At 60.7% G+C, this 23,163-nt stretch carries 21 protein-coding genes; 11 read left to right on the top strand and 10 right to left on the bottom strand.

Annotated elements, in window-relative coordinates:
• Window positions 1–188 precede the first annotated feature (188 nt).
• From U9R61_RS18380 to U9R61_RS18360, 5 genes are all read right to left on the bottom strand, one after another.
• The gene (locus U9R61_RS18380) at window positions 189–407 is read right to left on the bottom strand and encodes a hypothetical protein (RefSeq protein WP_322490266.1); all 219 of its coding nucleotides are present in this window, start codon (window positions 405–407) and stop codon (window positions 189–191) included.
• 135 nt (window positions 408–542) lie between these two features.
• Complete coding sequence (locus U9R61_RS18375) at window positions 543–1,493, bottom strand: alpha/beta hydrolase (RefSeq protein WP_322490265.1); 951 nt, start codon at window positions 1,491–1,493, stop codon at window positions 543–545.
• A 3-nt stretch (window positions 1,494–1,496) separates the two neighbouring features.
• Window positions 1,497–2,669 carry a galactokinase gene (galK, locus tag U9R61_RS18370; protein WP_322490264.1) on the bottom strand — a complete coding sequence of 391 codons (1,173 nt, stop codon included), beginning with the start codon at window positions 2,667–2,669 and terminating at the stop codon, window positions 1,497–1,499.
• 127 nt (window positions 2,670–2,796) lie between these two features.
• The gene (locus U9R61_RS18365) at window positions 2,797–4,317 is read right to left on the bottom strand and encodes an MDR family MFS transporter (protein ID WP_322490263.1); all 1,521 of its coding nucleotides are present in this window, start codon (window positions 4,315–4,317) and stop codon (window positions 2,797–2,799) included.
• A 450-nt stretch (window positions 4,318–4,767) separates the two neighbouring features.
• Window positions 4,768–5,751: a patatin-like phospholipase family protein gene (locus U9R61_RS18360; RefSeq protein ID WP_322490262.1), complete on the bottom strand. Its 984-nt coding sequence runs from the start codon at window positions 5,749–5,751 to the stop codon at window positions 4,768–4,770.
• Window positions 5,752–5,912: 161 nt separating this feature from the next.
• On the opposite strand from U9R61_RS18360, the gene U9R61_RS18355 reads away from it, so the two are divergent.
• From U9R61_RS18355 to U9R61_RS18345, 3 genes are read left to right on the top strand one after another with little or no spacing between them, the layout of a single operon-like run.
• A complete protein-coding gene (locus tag U9R61_RS18355; protein WP_322490261.1) occupies window positions 5,913–6,074 on the top strand; it encodes a hypothetical protein in 162 nt (53 codons plus the stop codon).
• A gap of 36 nt (window positions 6,075–6,110) precedes the next feature.
• A complete protein-coding gene (locus U9R61_RS18350; RefSeq protein ID WP_322490260.1) occupies window positions 6,111–6,464 on the top strand; it encodes a hypothetical protein in 354 nt (117 codons plus the stop codon).
• The gene (locus U9R61_RS18345; RefSeq protein WP_322490259.1) at window positions 6,442–6,663 is read left to right on the top strand and encodes a hypothetical protein; all 222 of its coding nucleotides are present in this window, start codon (window positions 6,442–6,444) and stop codon (window positions 6,661–6,663) included. The genes U9R61_RS18350 and U9R61_RS18345 overlap by 23 nt, the downstream gene beginning before the upstream one ends.
• Window positions 6,664–7,349: 686 nt before the next feature.
• On the opposite strand, the gene U9R61_RS18340 is transcribed toward U9R61_RS18345, so the two are convergent.
• Window positions 7,350–8,402 (bottom strand): ParB/RepB/Spo0J family partition protein, encoded by a 1,053-nt coding sequence (locus U9R61_RS18340; protein WP_322490258.1) that lies wholly within the window; start codon window positions 8,400–8,402, stop codon window positions 7,350–7,352.
• Between the two features lie 601 nt (window positions 8,403–9,003).
• Between U9R61_RS18340 and U9R61_RS18335 the strand changes: the two genes are divergently transcribed.
• Entirely contained in the window at window positions 9,004–9,747 is a 744-nt protein-coding gene (locus U9R61_RS18335) for an SDR family NAD(P)-dependent oxidoreductase (RefSeq protein ID WP_322490257.1), read from the top strand.
• An 83-nt stretch (window positions 9,748–9,830) separates the two neighbouring features.
• On the top strand, window positions 9,831–10,910 hold the full coding sequence (locus U9R61_RS18330) for an STAS domain-containing protein (protein ID WP_322490256.1): 1,080 nt from the start codon (window positions 9,831–9,833) through the stop codon (window positions 10,908–10,910).
• A gap of 227 nt (window positions 10,911–11,137) precedes the next feature.
• Here U9R61_RS18330 and U9R61_RS18325 read toward each other — a convergent pair whose 3' ends face one another.
• Window positions 11,138–11,332, bottom strand: coding sequence for a hypothetical protein (locus tag U9R61_RS18325; RefSeq protein WP_066783033.1), 195 nt, complete (start codon window positions 11,330–11,332; stop codon window positions 11,138–11,140).
• 269 nt (window positions 11,333–11,601) lie between these two features.
• Here U9R61_RS18325 and U9R61_RS18320 point away from each other — a divergent pair, with 269 nt between their 5' ends.
• Window positions 11,602–12,522: a hypothetical protein gene (locus U9R61_RS18320; protein ID WP_322490255.1), complete on the top strand. Its 921-nt coding sequence runs from the start codon at window positions 11,602–11,604 to the stop codon at window positions 12,520–12,522.
• A gap of 322 nt (window positions 12,523–12,844) precedes the next feature.
• Window positions 12,845–15,604 carry a TPM domain-containing protein gene (locus U9R61_RS18315; protein ID WP_322490254.1) on the top strand — a complete coding sequence of 920 codons (2,760 nt, stop codon included), beginning with the start codon at window positions 12,845–12,847 and terminating at the stop codon, window positions 15,602–15,604.
• Here the strand turns inward: U9R61_RS18315 and U9R61_RS18310 are convergent.
• Window positions 15,569–15,799: a hypothetical protein gene (locus U9R61_RS18310; RefSeq protein WP_322490253.1), complete on the bottom strand. Its 231-nt coding sequence runs from the start codon at window positions 15,797–15,799 to the stop codon at window positions 15,569–15,571. The two genes, U9R61_RS18315 and U9R61_RS18310, sit on opposite strands and share 36 nt — an antisense overlap.
• 209 nt (window positions 15,800–16,008) lie before the next feature.
• Here U9R61_RS18310 and U9R61_RS18305 point away from each other — a divergent pair, with 209 nt between their 5' ends.
• Entirely contained in the window at window positions 16,009–16,941 is a 933-nt protein-coding gene (locus U9R61_RS18305; RefSeq protein WP_322490252.1) for a TerB family tellurite resistance protein, read from the top strand.
• A complete protein-coding gene (pyrC, locus tag U9R61_RS18300; RefSeq protein WP_322490251.1) occupies window positions 16,938–17,933 on the top strand; it encodes a dihydroorotase in 996 nt (331 codons plus the stop codon). The genes U9R61_RS18305 and pyrC overlap by 4 nt, the downstream gene beginning before the upstream one ends.
• 123 nt (window positions 17,934–18,056) lie before the next feature.
• Here the strand turns inward: pyrC and U9R61_RS18295 are convergent, their stop codons facing one another.
• Window positions 18,057–18,521 carry a hypothetical protein gene (locus U9R61_RS18295; protein WP_322490250.1) on the bottom strand — a complete coding sequence of 155 codons (465 nt, stop codon included), beginning with the start codon at window positions 18,519–18,521 and terminating at the stop codon, window positions 18,057–18,059.
• 305 nt (window positions 18,522–18,826) lie between these two features.
• On the opposite strand from U9R61_RS18295, the gene U9R61_RS18290 reads away from it, so the two are divergent.
• Window positions 18,827–19,957: a lipocalin-like domain-containing protein gene (locus U9R61_RS18290; protein ID WP_416208872.1), complete on the top strand. Its 1,131-nt coding sequence runs from the start codon at window positions 18,827–18,829 to the stop codon at window positions 19,955–19,957.
• Window positions 19,941–20,903: a CobW family GTP-binding protein gene (locus U9R61_RS18285; protein ID WP_322490248.1), complete on the top strand. Its 963-nt coding sequence runs from the start codon at window positions 19,941–19,943 to the stop codon at window positions 20,901–20,903. The genes U9R61_RS18290 and U9R61_RS18285 overlap by 17 nt, the downstream gene beginning before the upstream one ends.
• Before the next feature lie 778 nt (window positions 20,904–21,681).
• On the opposite strand, the gene U9R61_RS18280 is transcribed toward U9R61_RS18285, so the two are convergent.
• Window positions 21,682–23,154: a PP2C family protein-serine/threonine phosphatase gene (locus tag U9R61_RS18280; protein ID WP_322490247.1), complete on the bottom strand. Its 1,473-nt coding sequence runs from the start codon at window positions 23,152–23,154 to the stop codon at window positions 21,682–21,684.
• Window positions 23,155–23,163 lie beyond the last annotated feature (9 nt).

Raw genomic sequence — 23,163 nt, 5'->3', positions numbered from 1 at the left:
CCTTCACTGGTTGTTGTGCTCTCGAGCGCGATCCGCCACCACACACGCACCCGCCACCACCCCGCAACCCCACCCTTCACTGGTTGTTGTGCTCTCGAGCACGATCTGCCACCACACACGCACCCACCACCACCCCGCAACCCCACCCTTCGCTCACGCATTCGTTCATTCGTTTCCCCATTCGTTGTCTAGCGAGGCGTGATCTGCGTAACCACCCCCATAATGTAACTCACTCGCACCGGATCACCTGCCTGTGGATGAGGGTAGACGCTCTCGGCCCCAATCCGAGCCCGGATCGCTTGGGTTTCGCCTTCGTGGTGGAAGGTGACGTCGTAGAAGATGGTGCCGTGAATATCAATCCGCTGCACTTCGAGCAGCACGGCTTCGCGAATACCAGAGAAGATCATCGTTGGCGGCTCCTATACTGGTACTATATGGTAATACGGCAGGTTTTAGACAAAGAACCACCGCTTTTAATGCGGTGGTTATTGTGCTCAGCACGAGCGTATCCAAAGGGTATTATACCGCGTTTGGTTGCATGCTCAGGTGGCCGATCGGCTTGGCGTCGCCGTCTCTTGCCCGCCGGTGCGTTGTGGGGTTGAGGCTGCGGCCAGCTCGCGGGCGAAATCGCGAATGAAGGCCGCTACTTCACGCGGACGTTGTTGTTGCGGCATGTGACCGCAGCGGGGCAAGAATGCGACACGCGCTTGCGGCAGATTGGCGCAGAAGAAATCACGTGATTCGCGCGGAATGAAGTAATCGTCTTCGCCCCAGATCATTGCCACCGGCACCCGCAGCGCGCGCAGATCGTCTGGACGCAAAAGCGCGTTTTCGTCGAGCGCGGCGACGAATTGTCGCACCGGGTCGCGCCGGAAAATGGAACGCAACCCTTCGCCGGCAAAGTAGAGCGGCAATGGCGGGCGGCCATACATCTGGCGCAGCACTTTCCGCACGGTACGACCATCGGGTAGCTCGATCGTGTGCAGGAACGGCTCCCACGATTCACGTCCGCGCAAGATGGCCCCTCCCGGCGCCAGCAAGACGATGCCGGCGACCAGTTCCGGCGTGGCGAGCGCCACTCGCACCGCGATCCAGCCTCCCATCGAGTTACCCACAATCAGGGTTGGTCGCCCGATCACCTCGCGGATCATCGCTTGCACCAACGCCGTCTGCTGTTCGATAGTAGCATAGCGCTGGCTAGACGGGAAGCCGCTCAAGCCAAACCCGGCCAGATCGAGCGCGTAGACCGGGCCGATCGCAGTGAGCTGCCGCATCACGAACGACCACGTTTGGGCGCGGTCGGCGATCCCATGCAAGAGCAGCACCGGCAGGTTGCCTTCACCGCGCGCCGGCATGAGATAGTAATGGGCGCGAATCCCGGCCAAGCGCCGTTCGTGACTGGTCGCGCCTAACCGCAGCAGCGCGCGATGGCTCAGGCCGTAGATCAACGGCACTGTCGCGGTCGAAAGCGGGGTGAAGAGTTGTCCGAGCATCGTTCACTCCTCCTCACTGGCATAGACACACGAGACGCCGGCGCCGGCGGTGCAGACCAGCGGCTGCATGGTGCGACCGGTACGAATGGCGTAACCGGCAATCATTGCAGCGACAAATTCATCAACCCGATCGGCCTCCACTAGCGACACCGTACTGCCGCCGAAGCCGCCGCCGGTCATCCGGCTGCCGTAACAACCCGGCGCGGCTAACGCCAACTCAACCAGCGTATCGAGTTCGGGGACGCTCACCCAGTAATCGTCACGCAAACTATGGTGCGACTCGACCATCAACTGGCCCATCTTGACCAGATCACCGGCGGCAAGCGCATCGGCGGCGGCGAGCGTGCGCTCATTCTCACTGACGACATGGCGAGCGAGCGGTAGCAGGTCGGGTGGCAATAGATGGCCGTACTTGGCCAGATCGGTCAAGCGCACATCGCGCAGGGCTTGGATCTTGCCCAAGGCTGGCTTCAGCAAACGCACTGCCTCGTCGCAGCCGGCCCGGCGCTGGTTGTACTCTGAACCGGCCAGCCGGTGGCGCACACCGCTATCGCAAACCACCACCCGCACATTGGCCGGGATTAGCACTGGACGGTAGCTCAGGTCACGGCAATCGATCAACAGCGCATGGCCGACTTCGCCCAACGCAGCGATCAACTGATCCATAATCCCGCACTTCACCCCGACAAACGAATGCTCAGCGCCTTGAGCCAGCAGCGCCAGTTCTTCGCCGAGCAGATTGATATTGTTGAGCAGTTGGAAAGTGTACCCAACCGCTACCTCCAGCGCCGCCGACGATGAGAGACCGCTACCGGCAGGCACATCGCTATCGATTAAGAGATCGGCGCCGCGTAACGGCAAATCGCGGGCCAGCAAGCCTTTGGCCACGCCGCGAATGTAATTGACCCACTGGCGTTGCTCGTCACGCACGATCTGGTCGAGGTCAAACTGATCCTCTTCACGGAATTTAACGCTAAACACCCGCACGATTCGATCAGAGCGCGGGCGCGCAGCGACGTAGGTCGCCCGATCGAGCGCCATTGGAAAGACGAAGCCGTCGTTGTAGTCGGTATGCTCACCGATCAGATTCACCCGGCCCGGAGCGCGCGCAATCCGGGTGGGAGGCTGGCCGAAATACCGCTCAAACGCGGCGTAGAGGGTAGACAATTCAAACATAGCGATTACTCCTCAGCGGCGTCAATGCCTGCTGCGGAGTATAGCACCTTTTTGCGCTGCGCTGTCCAATGATATACAAAACGATTGTTTCGACAACGAGGGAGCTACGTAGCCGTGCGGCTGTACGTTATTCGTTGGCGCCTGTCAACACGGCGTGCGGCGGAGTTGCTCTGACTTCATCATTGTGCGCGCGCTGCCGGCGCAGATCGTCGGGGCTATGCGCCGGGGCAAGGAAGGTCACGGTCAGCGCGGCCAGCGCGAAGATCAACGGCGCCGTGAAGACGGCGGCCAGCGCCGCTGTCAGCGCGAGGCGCGGCTCGTCGGATAACGTCACTGCGTTGACCCCCTCGCCGATCAGCGCATCGACGGGAATAGCGTCGGGTTGCAAGCCGCGCGCTGTCAATTCCGCCGTTAACCGGCTCGCCAACAGCGTGCCGAGCGCGGCCACGCCGATCGTACCGCCAATTGTGCGCGAAAACTGCAAACTGGCCGTCGCCGCACCCAACACATTGCGCGTCACCGTGCTCTGCACCGCAATCAAGAACGACGGAATGCTCGCGCCCATCCCGATCCCCATCAGTCCCAACGCAATCGCCAGTTCCAACCGGCTCATATCGGGCCGGATGCGGGCCATCATGAACGTGCCAACCACAAAGATCGCCATCCCGCCGATGGTAAGCGTACGATAGCTATACCGCAACAACAGCCTGCCGCCGATCACGCTGGTAAAGACCCACCCCAGCATCATCGGCGTCAGCGTTGTGCCGGCCTCAGTCGCGCTCGCACCCAACACGCCCTGCACAAACAGCGGCACATAATTCATACTGCCAAACAAGACCCCGCCGGCCAGAATGCCGTGCGCGCAAGCGACGGCAAACATCCGGTCGCGCAACAACCGCACCGGCAAGATCGGCGCCGGCGCGCGCAGCTCGACCACGACCAGCCCAGCCAGTATAGCGATCGCTGCGCTCAGCATCACCATCCCGGCCAGCGAAGCCGGCGCCTCAAGGCCGAGCAAGAGCAACACCACCCCCACACTCAGCAACGCTGCGCCAGCGTAATCGATCGGCGGACGCGCGCCGGCGGCTGGCGTCACGCCGCGCCACGCTGCCCACACCAGCGCCGCCGCGATCGCTGCCGGCGGCAGATTGACCCAGAACACCCAATGCCACGAGATCTGATCGACCAAAAAGCCGCCGATCAAGGGACCAATCACCGAACTAATGCCCCACACCCCAGCAAAGAGACTTTGCACCTTGGCTCGCTGATCGAGCGTAAAGATATCGCCGACAATGATAAACGCCAGCGGCAGCAAACCGCCCGCTCCCACCCCCTGCAACGCTCGCGCCGCGATCAGCTCCGGCATCGTCGTCGCCAAACCGCACCACAGCGAACCAAGGCTAAAGATCGCAATCGCCGCCATATAGACCGGTTGCCGGCCAAACAGATCCGACAACCGGCCAAAGATTGGCCCAGCGGTGGTGCTGGTCAGCATATAGATGGCAAACACCCAACTAAAGCTCTCAATATCGCCGAGATCGCGCACAATGCTCGGCATTGCCGTCGCAATGACGGTCGACTCCATCGAGGCCATAAACATGCTCATCATCACGCCGAGCGTGATCAAGACAGTGCGCTGGCGACTCACACGGTACTCCTTGTGTTGACGTAAAATGATGCTTGATCAAATATTGCCTTGTTCAACGATACCGCAAAATCGCCATCAGCGCAAGGGGATGAGCGAATGCGTAGTATTGGAAATAGCCACAAAAACGCGCAAAAGGCGCAAACAATAGACCGCCCCCACCCCCTACCCCTCCCCGGCTGGGGGAGGGGTAGGGGGTGGGGGCATCCAACTAGCGAGAGCGGGGCAGGGGTGAGGGTACGAGGTTTACCGCAAAGCACGCTGAGGACGCGGAGGAGCAGGGGCGCGGCATCTTGTCATTGCGAGGGCGCGCAGCGCCCGAAGCAATCTCCTCCTTCAGCGCATTCCAGGCCTGAGCGGATTGCTCCCGTCCTCGCGGGAGATTGCTTCGCCTCGCGGCGGGCAGAGCTGCGCTCTGGCCCTACTGTTCGGCGTAGCTATTCTAGTCTAGCATCACAGCGTCACCGGAGTGGTCACGCGGCGGTACGCCGGCAACGCGGGCGAGCGCGGCGGACGGGCAGGTTGGGGTTGGGCGGCCAATTGGGTGCCTTTGCGCCACAAACGCAAATCGGTCAACTCGCCGGCCAGCTCGCGAGCGGCTACCACCCCGATGGCAAACCCCTTTTCCGGCGTCGTCAAGTCAAGGGTCGCAATACTGCTCACATCAGGCTGAATGAGGAGATCAGGCGGATACTGCTGCAAACGCAGTTCCGTCGCCTCCGCCATCAGTAAACTCAACGCGCGCTGGGCGACAGCGAATTGCTTAGGCGCAAACATCAGGCGAGCGAACAGGTTATCGTTCTCTTCGGGTTGGAGCGAGAAATCGGCGTTGGCGTCGCGCAAATCGACCGCGATCACCCGCTGCGCCCCCATCTCGTAGGCGACATCAACCGGCAGATTATTTAGAATGCCGCCATCGGCCAGCAGCATGTCGCCGTAGGGCATCGGCGGGAAGAGCGCCGGCAGCGCGGTGGTCGCCAACAACGCCGGCACCACCGGCCCTTCGTGCAACACCACTAGCTCGCTGCTGACCAGATCGGTCGCAACAACGGCGCAAGGAATGCGCAGATCGGCAAAGGTGCGATCACCGAGCAAACGGCGCAGCAGCTCTTCACGCCGGCGCTGGCCGATGATGCCAGTGCCGGTCGGATCAGGCGTGGCAATCCGGCGCAGCGCGCTCTGGCGAAACATCTCTTGGATGGCGGCCAAATCAAACCCGGCGGCATAGAGCACCGCTACCGCTCCACCCGCTGACGTGCCGACAATCAAATCAATCGGTATCTCCAGCTCTTGCATTACCTGCAAGACACCGATATGAGCGGCCCCCTTGCCGCCGCCGCCGCTGAGCGCCAACCCCAGCCGCCGTTCTTCCGGCGGGGCCGCCGGCCGTTGCAATCGCGCGCGGATTCGGTTGAGCCATGTGGTTTTGTTGTTCATGCCATCAATTATACAATGCCGGGAACGATTTGTGATCCCGGCCATGCCTCATTACAGGGATAATGAATGTGCGCACACTGGGGATGCGCGGGCGGCCATCTTCTGCTAAACTATCACCAACACCTGTACCATCGTTTTCGTTGTAGCCTCGCGGTAGCGCTATGGTGACCAAACGCATCGTGCTTTTCCTCCTTGTGGCGACGGCGGTTGGGTTGGCGGCGTCGTTGGTTGTGCAGTATCCGGCCTTGATCGATCTGCTGTTGGCCGATCTGCCGTGGAATGAAAAGCTGCGCCAGTTGCTGGCGCAGGGCCAATGGTGGTAAGCGGCGCTGGCGGCGGCGCTGCTGGCGTTAGGGGCCGTGCAGGCACCGTGGGGCCAGTGTGCGTTGCAGTGGATCGATGATTGGTTGACCAATCGGCTGCCCGCTGGTGAAAGCAAACTCCGCCGCGACTACCTTGCTGCGCTGGAAAGCGAGATGGAGCGGCTGCCGAAGATTTCGGCCCTCGGCAGAGAGCAGCGCGAGCTGAGCCTTGAAGAGGTCTATGTGCCGTTGGCTGTGGTCGAAACGGCGCAGGCGGCGCAATTTTACCGCCATGTGCGGTACGCCGATGATCTGCTGCTCTTTCACAACGATAAAGCCGTCTTGCATGCATGGTTGGCTGATGTGCGCGCAGTAGCGGCGACTCGCTTTGGCTTGCAAAACGCGCGATAAGCGCGATCTGTTGTTACGCGCCGATACGCGGCTTGAACAAGTGCGGCTCTATCTACGGCTAGCCCACGATCTCAAGCTGCTCAACCTTCGCCAATACGAATATGCCGGGTGCCTTGTGGCCGAGATCGGCGCGCGGCTCGGCGATTGGATGCAACGGGTGGGCGCGCAACCGCGCGGCGGCAACGATGAGCCGCGTTGAGCAAGGGTTGTGCCGCGTTCGATGCTGAGGTGTCGCGCAAGGCTCTATACTAAGCTGCCAACAGTGTGTGATCTAATCGGCGTGGAGCCAGCCGCTATCGCGCGAACGGTCGCTGCGCGTATCGCAACGACAACAACCCCGACAACGACAATAGGGGTTTTCGGCTCGCCACTTGCGCTCTGTATCGGCCGGAAATGCGTTGTGACCGCCTATTGCAACGCCGAGGTAGCGACAGAGAACAACAGGCTGGTTTCCGGTTCGCGGCGCCGCGAGCCAAACAATCATCATCCCCGCGCCCTGTGGTAGGCAGCGATGCTGACGCTCGGCCCGGGTATGTGTTTTTGCCGGCCCGTTTTCCCAACACGACGCCTACGAATATGTTCGGTGTCCAACCCGTGTGTACCATCCGTTGATCAAGCGACCGTTAGGGCGAGGCCATCACGTGATCCAGTAACTGTAAAGACGCACGGCCGTGCGTCTCCATACGATACCGTGATCGCATCACATGCATCAATCAGCGCATCCGCCCATTTCTGCATCACCCCCGGCCATGCCGTTCCCGCCGGCGCACCCGGTATGCCATTCGGGGGTGGCATCGGTTTGGAGACGCACGTCCATGCATCTCTACGGGGATGACGATGGAACGGTAGGCCGGCACGGGGATGGCGACGACCATCCCCGTACAGTTATGGTTCGATTGGGATGTTGCGCTGGCGGGCGATGTCGCGTAGGGCGCGGGTGAGGCTTTCGAGCTGGCGTAACAGCAGGCTGACCTTGAATGCCGCCCCCTCGTCGCGTTCGATCCACTTCAGCAGGTCGCCGTCATGCACGGCGCGCACGAGGCGATCGCTCTCGTCAACCATTTGGTCGAGCGAACGGATGCGGAAGACGCGAGATTTGTTCTTGGGTTGGTTTTCAATCGTCTCTTCCACCACCGTCAAATACTCGCCGTCCGCCGCCTCATCTTCGTCTTCCCACACATCGTCGTGTTCAGGCAGCTCGACCGCCGTTGCCGGCGTATGGCTGAGCGGGCCGCCGCTGCTACCGGCTGGCGCGGCTTTGGTGCGCAGTTCGGTGCCTTGCTCCAGCGCTTGCAAAGCGACGTCGAGGGTCAGATTTGGGTTGGCGGCGAAGTAGGTCGTGAGCCGGCTCAGTTCGGCTGCTGACATGCCCTCTTCGACCGCAAAGCGGGCTAGATCGATCTGGGTTTTGGTCTTGGTGATGCGGCGCAAGTGCTGGGCTTGGGTCACGTTCAGCTCGCCGCGCCGGATCATCTGCTGCACCTCTTCCGGCAGTTCGAGCAGGCCGAGGTAGCGGCGCACCGTGCGCGCGCCGAGACCGACTGCTTGCCCGACCGCTTCGTCAAGCTCGTTGTCGGGCAGCTTGCCGCGGGTGGCAATGACGTGATCGCGCAGCCGGGCGAAGGCGCGGGCCTGCTCGATATCGTTGAGGTCTTGGCGCTGCACATTCTCGATCAACTGGCGCAACAGCAAATCAGGGTCATCGCTATCGAGCACAATGCAGGGCACCTTGCTCAACCCAAGCTGGATCGCCGCGGCCCGCCGCCTGCCGCCGTAGACCACCCGGTACCGGCCGCCTCCCACCGGCGTCACCCCAATCGGTTGCAACAGACCATATTCCGCAATCGTCGCCGCCAACCCAGCCACATCCCCCGGCTCCTCGCGCACACCTGCCGGGTCTACGTCGAGCTGGCGCGGATCGAGATAAAGCAATTGCATCGCGGGTTCCCCCTTGACAACGCAATGACCGGCGCTGACCGGTCATTGCACACGCTATCCGAACAAGTGTGTCAAGTATAGCAGGCTTGGGCCATGCTGGCAACTTGGCCGCCGGCAAGGCGCAGAGGATTCAAACGCAAAGGGTACAGAGGGCGCAGAGGGTTTTTTATTGTTTGTGCCTTTTGCGTCTTTGCGTGGCTCCTCCACTGCGTCCTCGGCGGTAAAAACGTGCCCCCACCCCCAGCCCCTCCCCCGCTGGGGGTGGAGAGTTTGACGCCTCCCCCCCAGCGGGGGGAGGCTGGGAGGGGGCTGTGAGGAGATTGCTTCAGGCGCGGCGCGCCCGCGTAACGACATCGTGCCTCCGTCTCTGCGTCCTCAGCGCTCTCGGCGGTAAAAAACGCACCCCCTCACAGGATCAGCCGATTGCCGGTAGATCCCAAGTGTACATATCCCAGCCTACTTCGTGCCTTACTTATTAAAAACCTTTGCGCCCTCTGCGCTCCTTCGCGCCTTTGCGTTACAATCTTAGCGTCTTTGCTCCCTTTGTGTCTTTGCGTTAACCGCCTTTGCTCGTTTTGCGCCTTTACTTTTGAGGTGTCGTATGTTTGATCTCACCGAACGCACGGCGATTGTCACTGGCGCAGGGTGCGGGATTGGCCGCGCCATCGCTGCCGCCCTCGCCGAACACGGCGCGCGCGTTGCTCTCCTCGACCGCGAGGCAACGCTGGTCGCTGAAGCGGCGGCTCAGCTCGGTCCCGCCGCGCTGAGCGCCGCAGTCGATGTAGCCGATGCCGCCGCAGTGGCAGCGGTGATCGGCGATGTGCTGGTCCAGTGGGGCAAGATAGACATTCTGGTCAACAACGCCGAGATCATCAGTTCGGTGCCGTTCCTCGAACTAGCCCCCGCTGAATGGGAACGGACGCTAGCGATCAACCTGACTGCGATCTACCACACGTGCCGCGCAGTCGTGCCGGCGATGATCGCCAACGGGTATGGCCGTCTGATCACCATCGCCTCGGTGGCCGGCAAGCGCGGCGGCGGCATTCTCGGCAGCGCAGCTTACAGCGCGGCCAAAGCCGGTGCGATCGGCTTGACCAAGGCATTGGCTCGCGAACTGGCCCCGCACGGCATCACCGCCAACGCCATCTGTCCCGGCCCGGTCGAGACGCCGCTGCTCGGTGCGATGACGCCGGCTCAACGCGAACGGGCGCAAGCGATGATCCCACTGGGCCGTTTTGCCCAACCGGTTGAAGTGGCGGCGGCAGCGGTCTTGCTCGCTTCGGCAGAAGCAGCTTTTATCACCGGCGAGACGCTCGATGTCGATGGTGGGATTACGATGGATTGAAGCAAAAGTGAGATTACAGCGCGTTTGTTGAAATATGGTAGGATGGCGGTGCTATCGGGAGCAACGACGCGATCGAGGACGCTATGCACGAACCGTTTATCTCAACGCTGTCGCTGGGGCAAGTTCGTCAACTGCAACGCTTCTTTTTGATAGTAGCTGGAATCGTGGGAGTGATTGCCGGTGTCGCCACGATCTCTGCGCTCATCTGGCAGACCGCTACCCTGATTGCGTTGATGATCCTCGATTGGGTGTTGGTCGTCGGGCTGTTACAGGCATGGGCGCAGGCGCGTAGCGGGCAAGTGCGCGTCTCGTTGATGACGTCATTCATCGCGCTGGTGCTGTACGGTCTGGTCGGCGCAGTGATCTTGCCGAACATCGCTAGTTTGATGGCGTTTGGGCCGGTGATCGCGATTGTCGCCATGTTGCCGTTCCTTAGCGGCCCGATCCTCCGCCGCTTGCTGATTATTGCGTGGATTGCAGTCGTCGTCACCATGATCCTTGGCTTGCAATTACGCCTTTTTCCACCTATCCCTGATATGCTGGAAATGCTGTTTCTGTTTACCGGCGTGCTAGGGATTAGCGCGATTTTGCTCTTACAACTATGGCTGTTCCACGAGCGGTTGATCGGGGTGATTACCCAGTTGCGGCAAGTGAATGCCGATTTACAGCAGGAACGGGCTAGTTTGCAAGAGCGGGTTGCGGAGCGTACGGCGGAATTGCAACAGGCGTTGGCTGAAGTTGAGCGGCAAATGGCTGCACAGAGCCGGTTACTGGCTGAGAATGAACGGCAGCGCGATTTGATCCGCGGCTTGAGCATGCCGGTCTTACCGGTGGGTCGCGCGACGCTGGTGATGCCGTTGGTGGGTGAGCTGGATAATGATCGGATCCGGCTGGCACAGTCAACGGCCCTGCAAGCCATCGATCAGTATGATGCGCGCCATCTGGTGCTTGATATTACCGGTATACCGTTTGTCGATACTACAGTGGCTGCTGGTCTCATTAAGCTAGTGCAATCCGCCCGCCTGCTCGGCGCAGAGGTGACGTTGGTCGGGGTGCGGTCCGAAGTGGCACAGACGATGGTGGCGCTTGGCATCGAACTGGCCGATGTAGCGACGGCGGCTGATCTGGCGTCAGCGTTGCGGCGCGAGCGGTTGGGTGTGTGAAGCGCTGTGTACCGCAGGGGACGCAGAGCGTGTGATCGCAGCCACATACGGAGTGCGGTAGTTTTCCAAAACGGTTGCACCCTTGACGGACGCCGGATGCAGATCACGCTGGTAGGGCGTGCGGCAGCCGCACCGCCGCTTTATGCACATAAAGAGGACACCGCAATCCGTCGCAGCGTCCTCTGCGGTAAGCAACAGTTGCTAATCTGGTTTGAAACGCGGCTCGCTTATCGGAACGAGCGGTTCTGCCGCCGGCGTTGGCGCTCGGCGAGCCAGCGGTCAAACGCTTGCGACAGTTCGCGCCAGTTGAAAATCTTGACGTCGGGAGCGACTTTGTTGCGCTGGATAATGACCCACGACCACAGGACGGCTTGCCCGATAAAGACAAAAATAACGATCCCGACCATAATCCAGAAATCCATCGTTCGCCTCCTGTCTATGTACGCTTTTGACATATCATACTTCGATTATACGCAGAATGCAACAACGGAGGCTGCTTACCGACGTTGCACAGCGATGTCTCTGTGACTATGATACCGCGCCAGCTCGCGTTTGGCTAGCGAGTTTGTCTTGTCGTCTGCCATCCTTCGCTGCTATAATCAAGCCGTGATGCTATGATACGGGCACAGCGATGCTGTGCCCTGATATTTGGTCCAACCCATCGCCTGCTCGAAATGAAAGGATTATCGTTGTGCGTCTGCTGGTGCTGATCCTGATTGCCGTATTTATAGCCGGTTGCGCTGCGCCGCCGGCACCAACGCCGACCCCGTTGCCGCCAACGGCCACACCATCACCAGTTCCCTCGCCAACCCCTTCACCAACATCAACGCCTATCCCAACTCCAACCGCTACCGCGGTACCGGCGGGCAGTGCGATTCCGGCGGCAATTCGCCAAACGGCTAATATTGACACCTACCGGATGCAATTGGTGTTGCGCGGCAGCGGTTTAGTTGGCGGGTTCAATGTGGGTAGTGCGACCACCGAACTGCTGGGGCTTGATGCACAATTCGCCGGCGCTGACGTCTCGTTTACGTTGCGCGGCTTTCTGGGGGCATTTCTCGGCGCTGACGTGACTCGCGGTTTGCAGGCGATGACCGTGGGAGGAGTAAGCTACGCCCGCGGCCCGCTGACCTTTCTTGGCGCGCCTGATGATGCCTGGTACCGGTTGGCGCCCGAACAGAGCGTGATTGCAACGCCGCCAGCGCAAGTTGATACGACGTTGAGCGCAGTGGGCAGCGCCGGCGCCGATTTCAGCCGCTTTACCGCTGGTGCGACCGCTGAGCGTGACGGTGTGCGTTGCCAAGAGTATCGCGGTGATCGCGAGGCGACGACGGCCCTATTCACCAGCCTCGGCGCCGTCGGCCTCCCGACGCAGTTGCCTGAGAGTGCGATCAGTGATGCGACAGCGCAGGTTTGGGTGTGCGAAGACGGTTATCTGCGCCAGCTTACCATTACTTTCTCTGGCACTGCTACCGATCCGCAAGGCCAAGCGCAACCCTTCTCGTTTGCGCTCGATGTGCAACTCAGCGAGATCAATGGTTCGATCCGGATTACGCCTCCTGCCGATTTCCGTGAGCTGCCGTCGCCGGGGAGCGGGACGCCCAGACCATAACATAAGATGGTGAGAGCCGCGCTGCGGGCGAGCCGCCCGTACCCCGTGGTTGACAGAACATGTAGCCGATCACACTCGTTGTCGGCACTGCGCTCCCCCTCTCCCGCTGTTAGGCGGGAGAGGGGGCTGGGGGGTGAGGGCGTCAACGCAAAGCCACAACGCGAGCAGAGACGCAAAGCCGCAAAGCACGCGAAGATCGCAAAGGTTTGTGGGATGGTGATGATCCTCATGCAACGATCTATGCTGTTCAAACGTACTGTTAAGCAGGTAGAATGATAGTGTGCGGGATCGGTGCGTCTTCGGTGGGCGAAGGAGTATGCCCATGGGTAGGAGCATTCGCTGGTTGGTTGGGTTGGCGCTTGGCCTGCTGCTGCTTACGCCGGTATTGGCCCAAGGCCGGCTGATATTGTTCGATCCGGGTGGCCGGTTGAACGAATCAGCGGTGCAAGCCGCTGCTGGCCCGCTGATCCGGCGCGGCGCGCAAGTGGCGGTGTATGTAGTCGATAACGGTAGCGAGACCGATTTCGAGCGTCGCTTGATCGCCGATGGACTTGGCCGCAACGATGGTTCGGTGCGCTCGAATTTGATTGCGATCTATGTTGCGGTCAATAACCGTTATAGCTCGATTGCTTTCGGCGATGAGTGGAATGCGGCGCTGGCGGTGAACAATAATTTCGAGACGATCCGCTTGACCCAGCTTAATACCGGTCTGTCCGCCGGTGACTTTACCCGTGGCGTGACCAGCGCCTTGTCGGCGATCGAAGAGTCGATTGTGAATCCGCCCCGGCCCGGTGGCGGCGTGACGATCAATACCGATTTGACGCCGGTAGTGATCGGCGGGTTGGGTTTGGCCGGTGCGGCGGCGGCTGGGGCGGGTGCGTACCAATTGCGCCGCCGCCGGCAGACGCGGCAGGCCGCCGAGAAGCGTTTGCGCGATGCGCGCGAACAAGCGGGAGGGTTGGTGGTGCAGCTCGGCCAGCGGTTTGCCAATGCCGCGGAAAAGGCCAAATACGACCGCGTTTCGTACTCGCCGGCGGCAGTGGCTGAGTTGACCCAGATGCAGGAAGCGGGGCGCAGCGCCTTTACCGAGCTCAAGGTCGCTTTTGATGAAATCGGCGAGCAACTGAACCGCGAAGCGAAGCCGTCGTTAGAGGCGTTGGCTGCGGCTGCCGCGGCCTATGAACAGTTGCAGGAAAAGGCGGCAGTGGTCGCTGAGCGGTTGCACGCGCTTGAGCAACGCCGCGCCGAACTCGATGCATTGGCTCGCCAAGCACAGGAGGATGTCGATCAGGCAAAAAAAGTCCTGACCGGCGTCGCTGAGCGGTTGCCACAGTTTGGCAATGAGCTGGCCGATCACGCCGCCGTTTTAGCCCCCGTGCAGCGCGAGCTGGTGCAGGCTATGGCGCAGCTCGAGCAACTTGAGGCGACAGCGGCGAGCGCGGCGGCCCAAGCGGCGTCGGTGATGGGGCAGACGTTGATTGATATTTTGGATCGTTACGCCACAACGCGCGCGGCGATTGCGCGGGGTCGCCTCACCGCCGATTCATTGGCTGCTGAAGGCTATCGCATGGACGCCTGCCATGCTGCGCTGGATGCGGCCCGCGCCGCGCTTGATCGCTTGGCCACCGCGTTGCAGCAGGGCGATGTTCCGGCGGCTGCAACGGCGATTGCGGAAGCGGAAGCAGCGTTGGAGCGCGCCCACCAAGAAGGGTTTGATTTGCCGGCGATCCGGGCCGAGAACGAGCGGCGCATCGCGGCGCTGGCTGAGCGCGGGCCGCAGATTGCCGACCTGATTGCCCAAGGGCGTGAAGCCTTCGATCTGGTTGATGAGTTTGCCGAGAGTACGTGGGCGGATATTCGCGGCAACGGCAGCGAGGCTGAGGCGACGGCTGAGCGGGCATTTGAGCATTGGGAAGCGGCGAAAGCTGTGAACACCATGGAAGCGCAAGAGTTTTTGGCTGCGCGCTCGTATCTCGATGCCGCCGAGCAAGAGCTTAATCACGTCGAGCGGCTGATCGGCGCGATTGCCGACCGCTTGCGCACGCTCGAGCATGCTCGCGCGATTGCCCGTGATCTGTTAGCTGAAGCTGAGCGGTCGATCAACGCTGGCCGCTCCTTTGTGGCCGCCCACGATACCGATGTCAGTCCGCAAGCCGATACCTTGCTGGCGCGCGCGGCCACTCTCTTGCAAGCCGCGCAAGCCGAAGCCGCCAAACCGAAGCCGGATTGGCTGCGACTCGTACAAGATGCGCAAGAGGCCGACCGGTTGGCCGATCAGGCATTGGCCGGTGCGCGTGATGAAGCCGAACAGGCTGCTCGCCTGCGCGAACGAGCTCAACAGGCGCAGCAGTTGGCGACTGCCGAAGTGCAGAAGTTGGTGCATTACGTCTCGGTGCATGACGCTGATCTGGCCCCGGCAACGATCCAGCAGATCGAGCAGGTGCGGCAACAAGTGCAGCAGGCATTTGCCCTGTTGCGCCAAGCCGAGGAACGAGAAGATGCCTCCCGCCGGCAGGCGCTGACCGAGGCGATTGAACGCTATCAAGTCATCTTGCAGATGGCGCTGGCAGCCTATCAAGCCGCATACGCCGATGTGCAACGGCTGGAAGCGTTGCGCGCCCAACTCAATCAAGCATTGCAGCAGGCCCGTGACCGGTTGGATCGGATTGAGCGGCTGCGTACGACGTCGCTTTTTGGTGGCTCGGCTTCGATAAGCGGCAAATATACTGCGTTACAGCAGCGGTTTAACCAAATCCGGTTGCCGATCAACGGTGAACAGGCCCTGAACGCAGCATTAGCCGAAGCAAAAGCAATTATTGCCGCAGCGGATGAACTGCTCATGACGCTGCAACCGCCGTTGCCATCGCAGCAAGCAACCGATAGTGTCACTTCGACGATTGGGCGCGCTACTGGCGGTTGGGGGCACAGCCGGAGTTGGAGCAGCTCATCGCGGCGCAGCTCGTGGGGTGGCTCCTCGTCGAGTAGCGGTGGCTGGAGCAGTCGCGGCGGCGGCGGCGGCTCGTTTGGCCGCGGCGGCGGCGGCGGCTCATTTGGCAGGCGCGGTGGTGGCGGCGGCTGGTAATGCCAACCGTTCCGGCGTTGCTTCCGTCAGCGTTTGCCACGGCATAAGATAGCCGTCATGCCCTTCCGGTTGCGGCGCCGCCAGCAACCGGCGGGGGCCGTAGCGGAAGAAGAGGCCGTGTGCCATGCACCGGAGGTACGTGCCTTCAGAGGTGAGTGGCTGGCCGCAGCGGGGGCAGGTGAGGTTGGCTTTCATTGATCTTCCTCCTTCAAAACCACACGCCGCTTGACCCTTCTGGGTCAGCGGCGTTGCATTCCCCGGCCTCTTTACCGGTAGATAATCTCTCCTTATTGTACAATACAGGCGTTACACTGTACAGTAGTTGTATACTGCAATCTGAAGACGGCTTAGCCGGGTTGATGGCGCACTATGGGCGACGCAGTTTGGGATTGAGCGAGACGACTATGGCCAGACATCCCCTAGCAATGGCGCTGGCGAAGGTGATTATCGCGGCAGCGTGGGCCGATGGTGAATTGACGCTGGATGAGATCAACGATTTGAAGCGGTTATTGGCCGAGTTGGGCCAAACGAGCGGCAATCTCGCCTTGACAGCCGAAGAGTGGGCTGAGCTGGAGATTTATCTCCATTCGCCGGTGGAGGCTGCCGAACGGGCGCGGTTGATCGCCGATCTGCGCGATCTGATTGCGACTCCCGCTGAGCGTCAGATTGCTATCAATGCTATCAATCGCTTGCTCGCCGCTGATCGGGTGCTGACACCCGCCGAGCGCGCAGTCGCCCAAGAAATTCATGCCGCGCTTGATCACAATAACCATAGCCTGCTGCACCAACTCGGTCGCGCCTTCCGCTTGGCGCTTGGCATTCGCGCCCGCGGCCCCAATCGCGAAGATCTGTTGCCAGAGTTTTTACGCAACCGGATTTATTATGCGTTGCATATGCGCCTCGGCGTGTATATTGATGAGTTGGGTGTTGATCAACAAGAAGTGTATGTGTTGGCCTTGGCCGGTGGTTTGCTCGCGCGGGTTGCCCGCGTTGATGCAGAGGTGACTCCGGCTGAGCACGATAAGATTGTTGCGATTCTCGAAGAGTGGTGGCATCTCGACCATGCCCGCGCCACACTCGTGGCCGAGGTGGCTTTGGCCGAGAGTGCTGCCAGCCTCGATTTCTTCCGTCTCGCCAAAGAATTTGCCGAATCGACCACGGTTGAGCAGCGCGAACGGTTTCTCGATGCGCTGTTTGCAGTGGCAATCGCCGACGGCGAACTGTCCGGCGCCGAGAGCACCGAGATTAGCCGGATTACTGCCGCGATTAACCTGCCTCACGATCGCTTTGTAGCGGCGCGGATGCGTCTACCGCGCCAACCCGGAAAACGCTTATGACGGTGACCCTCTTCGCGCCGCTTGACATGCATTTGCATCTGCGCGAAGGCGCGATGTTGCGCCTTGTTGCGCCTTTTTCCGCTGCCCAATTCGCCGGCGCGGTGATTATGCCGAACCTGATCCCGCCAGTGGATAACGCCGAGCGGTTGGCCCGTTATCGGGCTGAGATTCTGGCCGCGACTGAACCCTACCCGTTTCTGCCGCTCATGACGCTCTTTTTCCGTCCGTATGATGCGACCACGTTACAAGCGCTGCGCGATGAGATGTTTGCGATGAAGCTCTACCCCGAAGGAGTGACGACCAACAGCGCTGGCGGGGTGAGCGATCTGGCCGCGATTGAGCCAACGCTGGCGCTGATGGAAGAACTGGGCATTCCGTTGCTGGTGCATGGCGAGAGCCACGGCTTTGTGCTTGATCGCGAAGCCGAGTTTTTGCCCGTCTACGAGCGGTGGGCGCGCGCGTTCCCGCGCCTGCGGATTGTGATGGAGCATATCACGACCGCGGCGGCGCTCGATCTGCTCGATCGCTATCCCAATCTGTTCGCAACGGTAACCCTGCACCATCTGATGATCACGCTCGATGATGTAGCCGGCGGGTTGTTGCAACCGCACCTCTTTTGCAAGCCCATTGCGAAGCGTCCTGCGGATCGCGATGCGCTGCTGGCGGCGGCGTTGGCTGCCCATCCCAAGTTGATGTTCGGCAGTGACTCGGCCCCGCACCCAATTGACCGCAAAGAGGCCGCTTTCTGTGCTGCCGGGGTCTTTTCGGCGCCGGTGCTGTTGCCGCTGCTGGTTGAGCTGTTTGAGCGCCATGACGCGCTTGATCGCTTGCCGGCGTTTGTCAGCGGCAATGCGTGCCGTATCCACGACTTGACCCCACCGGCGCGCACGGTGCGGCTGGTGCAAGAGCTGTGGCAGGTGCCGGCCCGCTACGGCGATGTTGTACCCTTCGCCGCTGGCCAGAGGCTGCGCTGGCGGGTGGTGAACGAGTAAGGTAAGGCGCAGAGGGGGCCAAGGCGCAGAGATTCTTAACGCAAAGGTGCAAAGGATTTTGAGGGGATGGTACAAGACGCTTTGTCACGCTCACTTGATATCGCTTCGCACCTTTGCTGCGCCTTACGTGATCGCCTTGCCCGCCAACCCGCCGCCCCATACGTCAGGTGGTGGCGGCGGCATAAACAGATCGGTCACATCGATCGCCCGCCGCAACTGGCCAAAGGTCGTAGCAATGAAGGTGATCCGGCGCAGGCGCGCTGCCGGCACCGGCTGCTCCAACTCGCATAGCGGCCCTAAATCAATCCGGTAGTAGCGTTCGCCGGCGCGGGGATGGTTAGGTTCGTCGGGCAAGAGATCACGGCGCTGCACAATCTGATAGCGCAGCACGGCAGCGTAACGCTGCACCCGCCACCGCTCGGCGCCGAACGATCCCGGCTGGTAGAAGGCGAGATAGTCAGCGGCGAGGCGGGGTGGTGCGTGGTTCAGCGGTAGCCGATACCACCCCGCGCCGCGGGCTAGTTCGAGGTCGCGGGGTCGCGGCACGATCACCACCAGCACCCGCGCATCATCATCAGGTTCGAGCATCGCGATCCTCTTTCTGCCTGTCATTGTGAGCCGCTTTCCACCTGTCATTGCGAGCCGCGCGAAGCGAGGCGAAGCAATCTCCTGCTTCAGCGGAAGATATGCCTGTACGCCATTGGTCTGCGCCGAAGCGGAAGATTGCTGCGGGGGCTACGCCCCCTCGCCACGACAGGAAGGGTGTGCGCCGTCGCATGGCATACGCTGGCAAGATCCATTTCCTACTAGTTCTGCTCGCTTCCGCCAATCGATCCGTGGTACACTACCCATAGGCCCTCTATACATGAAACCGTTGCAACTCGCCAAATGTTATGCGCTTTTTTCGTTCAATTTTGCTCATCATAACCATTGTGTTCGGGCTAGCTGCCTGCGCCGCGCCAGCCCAGCCAACCGTGCGGGCAAGCATCGGTGCGATCGAGGCGGTCAACGCGGATAACAGCAAAGGGTTTGAGCGCGTCACGACGCCGCGACCCTTCGTCTTCCCTGCTGACCACGGCCCGCACCCGACGTTTCAAACCGAATGGTGGTACTACACCGGCAACCTCACCGCCGAGAATGGCCGGCGCTTTGGTTTTCAGTTGACCTTCTTCCGCCGCGCGCTTAGCCCCAATCCGTCGGCCCGCGAATCGGCGTGGGCTACGAGCGACGTGTACATGGCCCATTTTGCTCTGAGCGACATCGATGGCGGCCGGTTTTACGCCTTCGAGCGATTTAGTCGCGCTGCTGCTGGATTAGCCGGCGCCAGCGGCGAGCCATTCCGCGTCTTTCTGAACGATTGGTCGGTTGAAGGCAGCGGCCCAGAGGGTATGACCATGCATCTTCGCGCCGCCCAAGATGAAATCGCCCTCGACCTGATTGCCGCCAACAGCCGACCGCCGGTGTTGCAAGGCAATGCCGGCCTCAGCCAGAAGGGATCGCAGGTTGGCAACGCTTCGGCGTACTACTCGTTGACCCGAATGATCGGCGAGGGCACGATCCGCATTGGTGAAACGATCTACCCCGTGCGCGGCCTAACGTGGATGGATCGCGAGTGGGGCACCAGCGCGCTCGAAGAGGGGCTGACCGGGTGGGATTGGTTTGCGTTGCAGCTTGAGAGCGGGCACGATCTGATGTATTACCAACTGCGCGAAGCTGATGGCCGCCCCTCGCCGTTTGTCGGCGGCAGTTTACTCTTGCCCGACGACACGGTGATCATCCTCGGACCCGGCGATGTCGAGCTGACTGTGACCGATACATGGCACAGTTCGCGCAGTGGCGCCGTCTACCCTTCCGAGTGGCGATTGCGCGTGCCGCGCTATGGCTTAGATCTCGTCATCACGCCGGCTATGCGTGATCAAGAATTACCAGTGACCGTGGTCTATTGGGAAGGCGCGGTGACGGTGAGCGGCACAATGGCCGGGCGCGGCTATGTGGAATTGACCGGCTATGCTGACACGGAATGAACCGGCGCTGCCGGCAATCACGCTGATCAGCGGCTTTCTCGGCAGCGGCAAAACGACGCTGTTGCGCCGGTTGCTGGATCGCGCCGATCGCCGGATCGGCGTGGTTGTCAACGAGTTTGGCGCGATCGGGATTGACGGCGCGTTGCTAGAGCAGAGCGGCGCCGGCCAGTTGATTAAACTAAGCGGTGGGTGTGTGTGTTGCGTGGCCAGCAGCGATTTGATCTTGGCGATCGAAACGCTGGCAAGCAGCGGCTCGCTCGATGCCATCGCGATTGAGACGAGTGGCCTCGCCGAGCCGGGAGCGATTGTGCGCCAGCTCCGCATGGTGGATATTCCGCTCGATGCGCTGGTGACGCTAGTGTCAGCCGCCGATTACGAGCAGGCGCTGGCCGCGACACCGTTAACAGTGCGCCAAATCCAGATCGCCGACCTGATCGTGATGACCCACAGCGATCTGGTTGATGAGCAAACCATCCAGCGCGCCACCGCGCGCGTGCGCGAGATCAACCAGCGCGCACTGCTTGTACCGGCCAGCTACGGCGAAGTCGCACCTGATCTCATCTTTAGCCCGCGCAGCGATGGCCGCTTGCCGTCCGAATTATCTCACCAGCATGCTGAATTTCACGCGCTGAACTGGCAAGCCGATCTGCCGTTGCGCCGATCAACGCTTGAGCAAACCTTACGCGATCTAGCGACAAAGGGCATCTTTCGCGCCAAAGGGATCGTCTACTGCACCGACTCGCCGTGGGCCGATGAAGTGCATCTGGTGACAGGACGGCTGCGCTTAAGCGCGCTGCGGCTCGCGCAACGGCCCGCACCGCTCTGCCGGCTGGTGCTGATCGGGCACGAGCAAGCCCTCGCTGAGGCTAGCGCCGCCCTTGAAGCCTGCATCGACAGCGCCGAGCGAATCGCGCAGTGGCGCGCGCGTTGCGCTGAAATCGAATGAAGGCACACTGGCGAACACAATTTGCCCGGCCTGTTGTTCGGCAGCAATCACGTCATGCAATCGCGGCAGATCGCCGATATAAGGAGTCAATGCCTGCGCAGCGCCAACGCCAAGCTGCGCATGCAGCTTGGCAACGCGCCAGCGGAGGCCGTCGTCGAGCAGCCATCGTCCGGCGATGCGCTGTTGATCAAGCGGGCTAAGGTTGCCATCATCGCGCCAAATCGCCACGGCAATCAGGTGGATCAACCACCCGGCCCGTCCGGCGTTCAGATCGACAGCTAGATCAAGCGCATCATCTCGCAACTGGCGAGCCAATATCAACCGGTTGAGCGCACCCGTTAGCGCTCGCCAAGCCGGATCATCTAGCGTCAGGCCGGCCAACGTGAGAGGCGCAAGCTGCGCGACGTGCCAGCCGGCAGCACGATCGCACACCCATTGCGCAGTCAATGCCTGCAATTGGCAGGGTTGCCAGCAACCATCGACGACCCGCGCCGCCAGTTCGCGCCGGTAGGCGGCGAGCATCCGGCTTTCCAAGGCGTGCAATAAGTGATGGCTGATGCCAAGCCGCACAAACATCCGCCACGACCGCCGCCCCAACGCACGCGCCAATCGTCCGGCATAAGCCGGAATTTCGCCATCACAGCATGCATCACGCAAGGTTGCGGCCCAACTGCCGCACAGCGTGGCGAGTGCTGCACAAGAAAGAATGGGGAGCGGAAGCGGCCAGCGGGAAGCCAGCCAATATGGCCATAGCGCCAACAGCCGGTGCGATTCGCCGTCAAGGGTTTGGCATGCCGGATGTTGTAACGAGGACGGTAATCTGATAATCAGGCGAGCTAGCTTGGTCTGCGCAGTCTGCCAGCGCATGTGTTCGGTTGTTGACAGCAACAGCATGTGGTTCGGCCAGCGTATGAATGATCACTGCCGTCATATCATCGCTTTGTTCTAACGTACCACGAAACTCGGTGACAGCAGTCCAAATTTGATCGAGCGCTCGTTGAGGATTCGCAGCGTCTGCTTGTTGGATCAGAGTCCGCAGCCGATCAAACCCAAACAGCTCACGCTGAGCATTACGGGCCTCGAAGAAGCCATCGGTCAACAAAAACACCTGATCTCCCGGTTGGAGGGTAAGCGTCATTTCTTGGTATTCAAGACCGGTTTTAGCGCCGAGCGGCAAACTTGCGCAGCCAACCTCGTGAATCTGGTCGCCACGGCGGAGATAGGGGAAGGGATGGCCGGCAGTAGCAAACACGAGCGTGGCAGTCGCCGGATCGAGTATACCGAGAAACGCAGTCACATATTGGGCTTGCAAGTCATCACGACAGAGCAGCTCGTTCGTAGCGTGCAAGATTGATGCCGGCGATTGGTAGACCGTAATATGCGAACGCAAGAGCGAACGGGCCATCACCATCATCAGCGCGGCTGGAATGCTCTTGCCGGTGACATCAGCCACCACAATCGCTAAGCGACCATCAGGCAGTTGGACAAAATCATAGAAATCACCGCTCGTTTCGCGGGCCGGTTCCGAACGAGCGACAATCTGGATATTCCCTAATTTGGTCGGCGGCGGCGGATACAGACGTTGTTGGATATTGCGGGCAAGTTCTAGTTCGTGGCGAATAATCTGGTCTTGCATCAATTGCAGCCGGGCTTGGTTGAGCTGTTGCTGCGAAGCAGCGAGTTGCCACTGGTAAAAAAAGATTGCCGCCCATACCAGAATAGTGTAAATCAAAATAGGAATAAAGAAACCAGTCGATTCTTCAAAAATGCCGCGTGGTGTGGGGTTTACGGTAAAGATTGCAATGTAGGCGGTAAAGATAGCCACCAGATTCCCGATGGTAATAATACCGGCGAACCGCCACCCCAACAACAATCCAGCGAGAACGACGAATAACGGGGTCGTTTCGGCGAACATCGTCATGCGAAGCAGATCGCGTTCGATCGCATTCGCTGCTATGATTAACAAAACGCCGATATTTGTCCAAATAACCAGCAAGATAGCGCCAATTCGTTCACGTTTTTGGCGGGTCAGCCATTCGATCCATCCATTGACTGCTAAGGATGTTACCACAATCGCATAGTACAACGGGAGGGAAAAGGGCGGGATCAACATGATCAGCAACGCGACAACCGTCAGCAGCACAACAATATTGTTGAGCATCCGCAAAATTTTGCGCAGGCGCAACTGCTCATTCTGGGCATCGATCTGCCCAAGTAGTTCATTCACAACTTTGGCATCTCGTGGTTTCATAGAGTGCTG

The sequence above is a fragment of the Chloroflexus sp. genome (assembly GCF_034431535.1).
GTDB lineage: Bacteria > Chloroflexota > Chloroflexia > Chloroflexales > Chloroflexaceae > Chloroflexus.
Note: the sequence above shows the minus strand (reverse complement) of the source record. Positions and strands in the feature narration are given on the sequence as shown.

Bases quoted from the DNA above. Each gene is read 5' to 3' on its own strand.
- U9R61_RS18325 (WP_066783033.1), bottom strand. From the start codon at position 11,332: ATGGATTTCTGGATTATGGTCGGGATCGTTATTTTTGTCTTTATCGGG.
- U9R61_RS18380 (WP_322490266.1), bottom strand. From the start codon at position 407: ATGATCTTCTCTGGTATTCGCGAAGCCGTGCTGCTCGAAGTGCAGCGG.
- U9R61_RS18295 (WP_322490250.1), bottom strand. From the start codon at position 18,521: ATGCTCGAACCTGATGATGATGCGCGGGTGCTGGTGGTGATCGTGCCG.
- U9R61_RS18330 (WP_322490256.1), top strand. From the start codon at position 9,831: ATGCACGAACCGTTTATCTCAACGCTGTCGCTGGGGCAAGTTCGTCAA.
- U9R61_RS18335 (WP_322490257.1), top strand. From the start codon at position 9,004: ATGTTTGATCTCACCGAACGCACGGCGATTGTCACTGGCGCAGGGTGC.
- U9R61_RS18315 (WP_322490254.1), top strand. From the start codon at position 12,845: ATGGGTAGGAGCATTCGCTGGTTGGTTGGGTTGGCGCTTGGCCTGCTG.
- U9R61_RS18285 (WP_322490248.1), top strand. From the start codon at position 19,941: ATGCTGACACGGAATGAACCGGCGCTGCCGGCAATCACGCTGATCAGC.
- U9R61_RS18290 (WP_416208872.1), top strand. From the start codon at position 18,827: ATGCGCTTTTTTCGTTCAATTTTGCTCATCATAACCATTGTGTTCGGG.
- U9R61_RS18340 (WP_322490258.1), bottom strand. From the start codon at position 8,402: ATGCAATTGCTTTATCTCGATCCGCGCCAGCTCGACGTAGACCCGGCA.
- U9R61_RS18375 (WP_322490265.1), bottom strand. From the start codon at position 1,493: ATGCTCGGACAACTCTTCACCCCGCTTTCGACCGCGACAGTGCCGTTG.
- U9R61_RS18305 (WP_322490252.1), top strand. From the start codon at position 16,009: ATGGCCAGACATCCCCTAGCAATGGCGCTGGCGAAGGTGATTATCGCG.
- U9R61_RS18280 (WP_322490247.1), bottom strand. From the start codon at position 23,154: ATGAAACCACGAGATGCCAAAGTTGTGAATGAACTACTTGGGCAGATC.
- U9R61_RS18310 (WP_322490253.1), bottom strand. From the start codon at position 15,799: ATGAAAGCCAACCTCACCTGCCCCCGCTGCGGCCAGCCACTCACCTCT.
- pyrC (WP_322490251.1), top strand. From the start codon at position 16,938: ATGACGGTGACCCTCTTCGCGCCGCTTGACATGCATTTGCATCTGCGC.
- U9R61_RS18355 (WP_322490261.1), top strand. From the start codon at position 5,913: ATGGTGACCAAACGCATCGTGCTTTTCCTCCTTGTGGCGACGGCGGTT.
- U9R61_RS18360 (WP_322490262.1), bottom strand. From the start codon at position 5,751: ATGAACAACAAAACCACATGGCTCAACCGAATCCGCGCGCGATTGCAA.
- galK (WP_322490264.1), bottom strand. From the start codon at position 2,669: ATGTTTGAATTGTCTACCCTCTACGCCGCGTTTGAGCGGTATTTCGGC.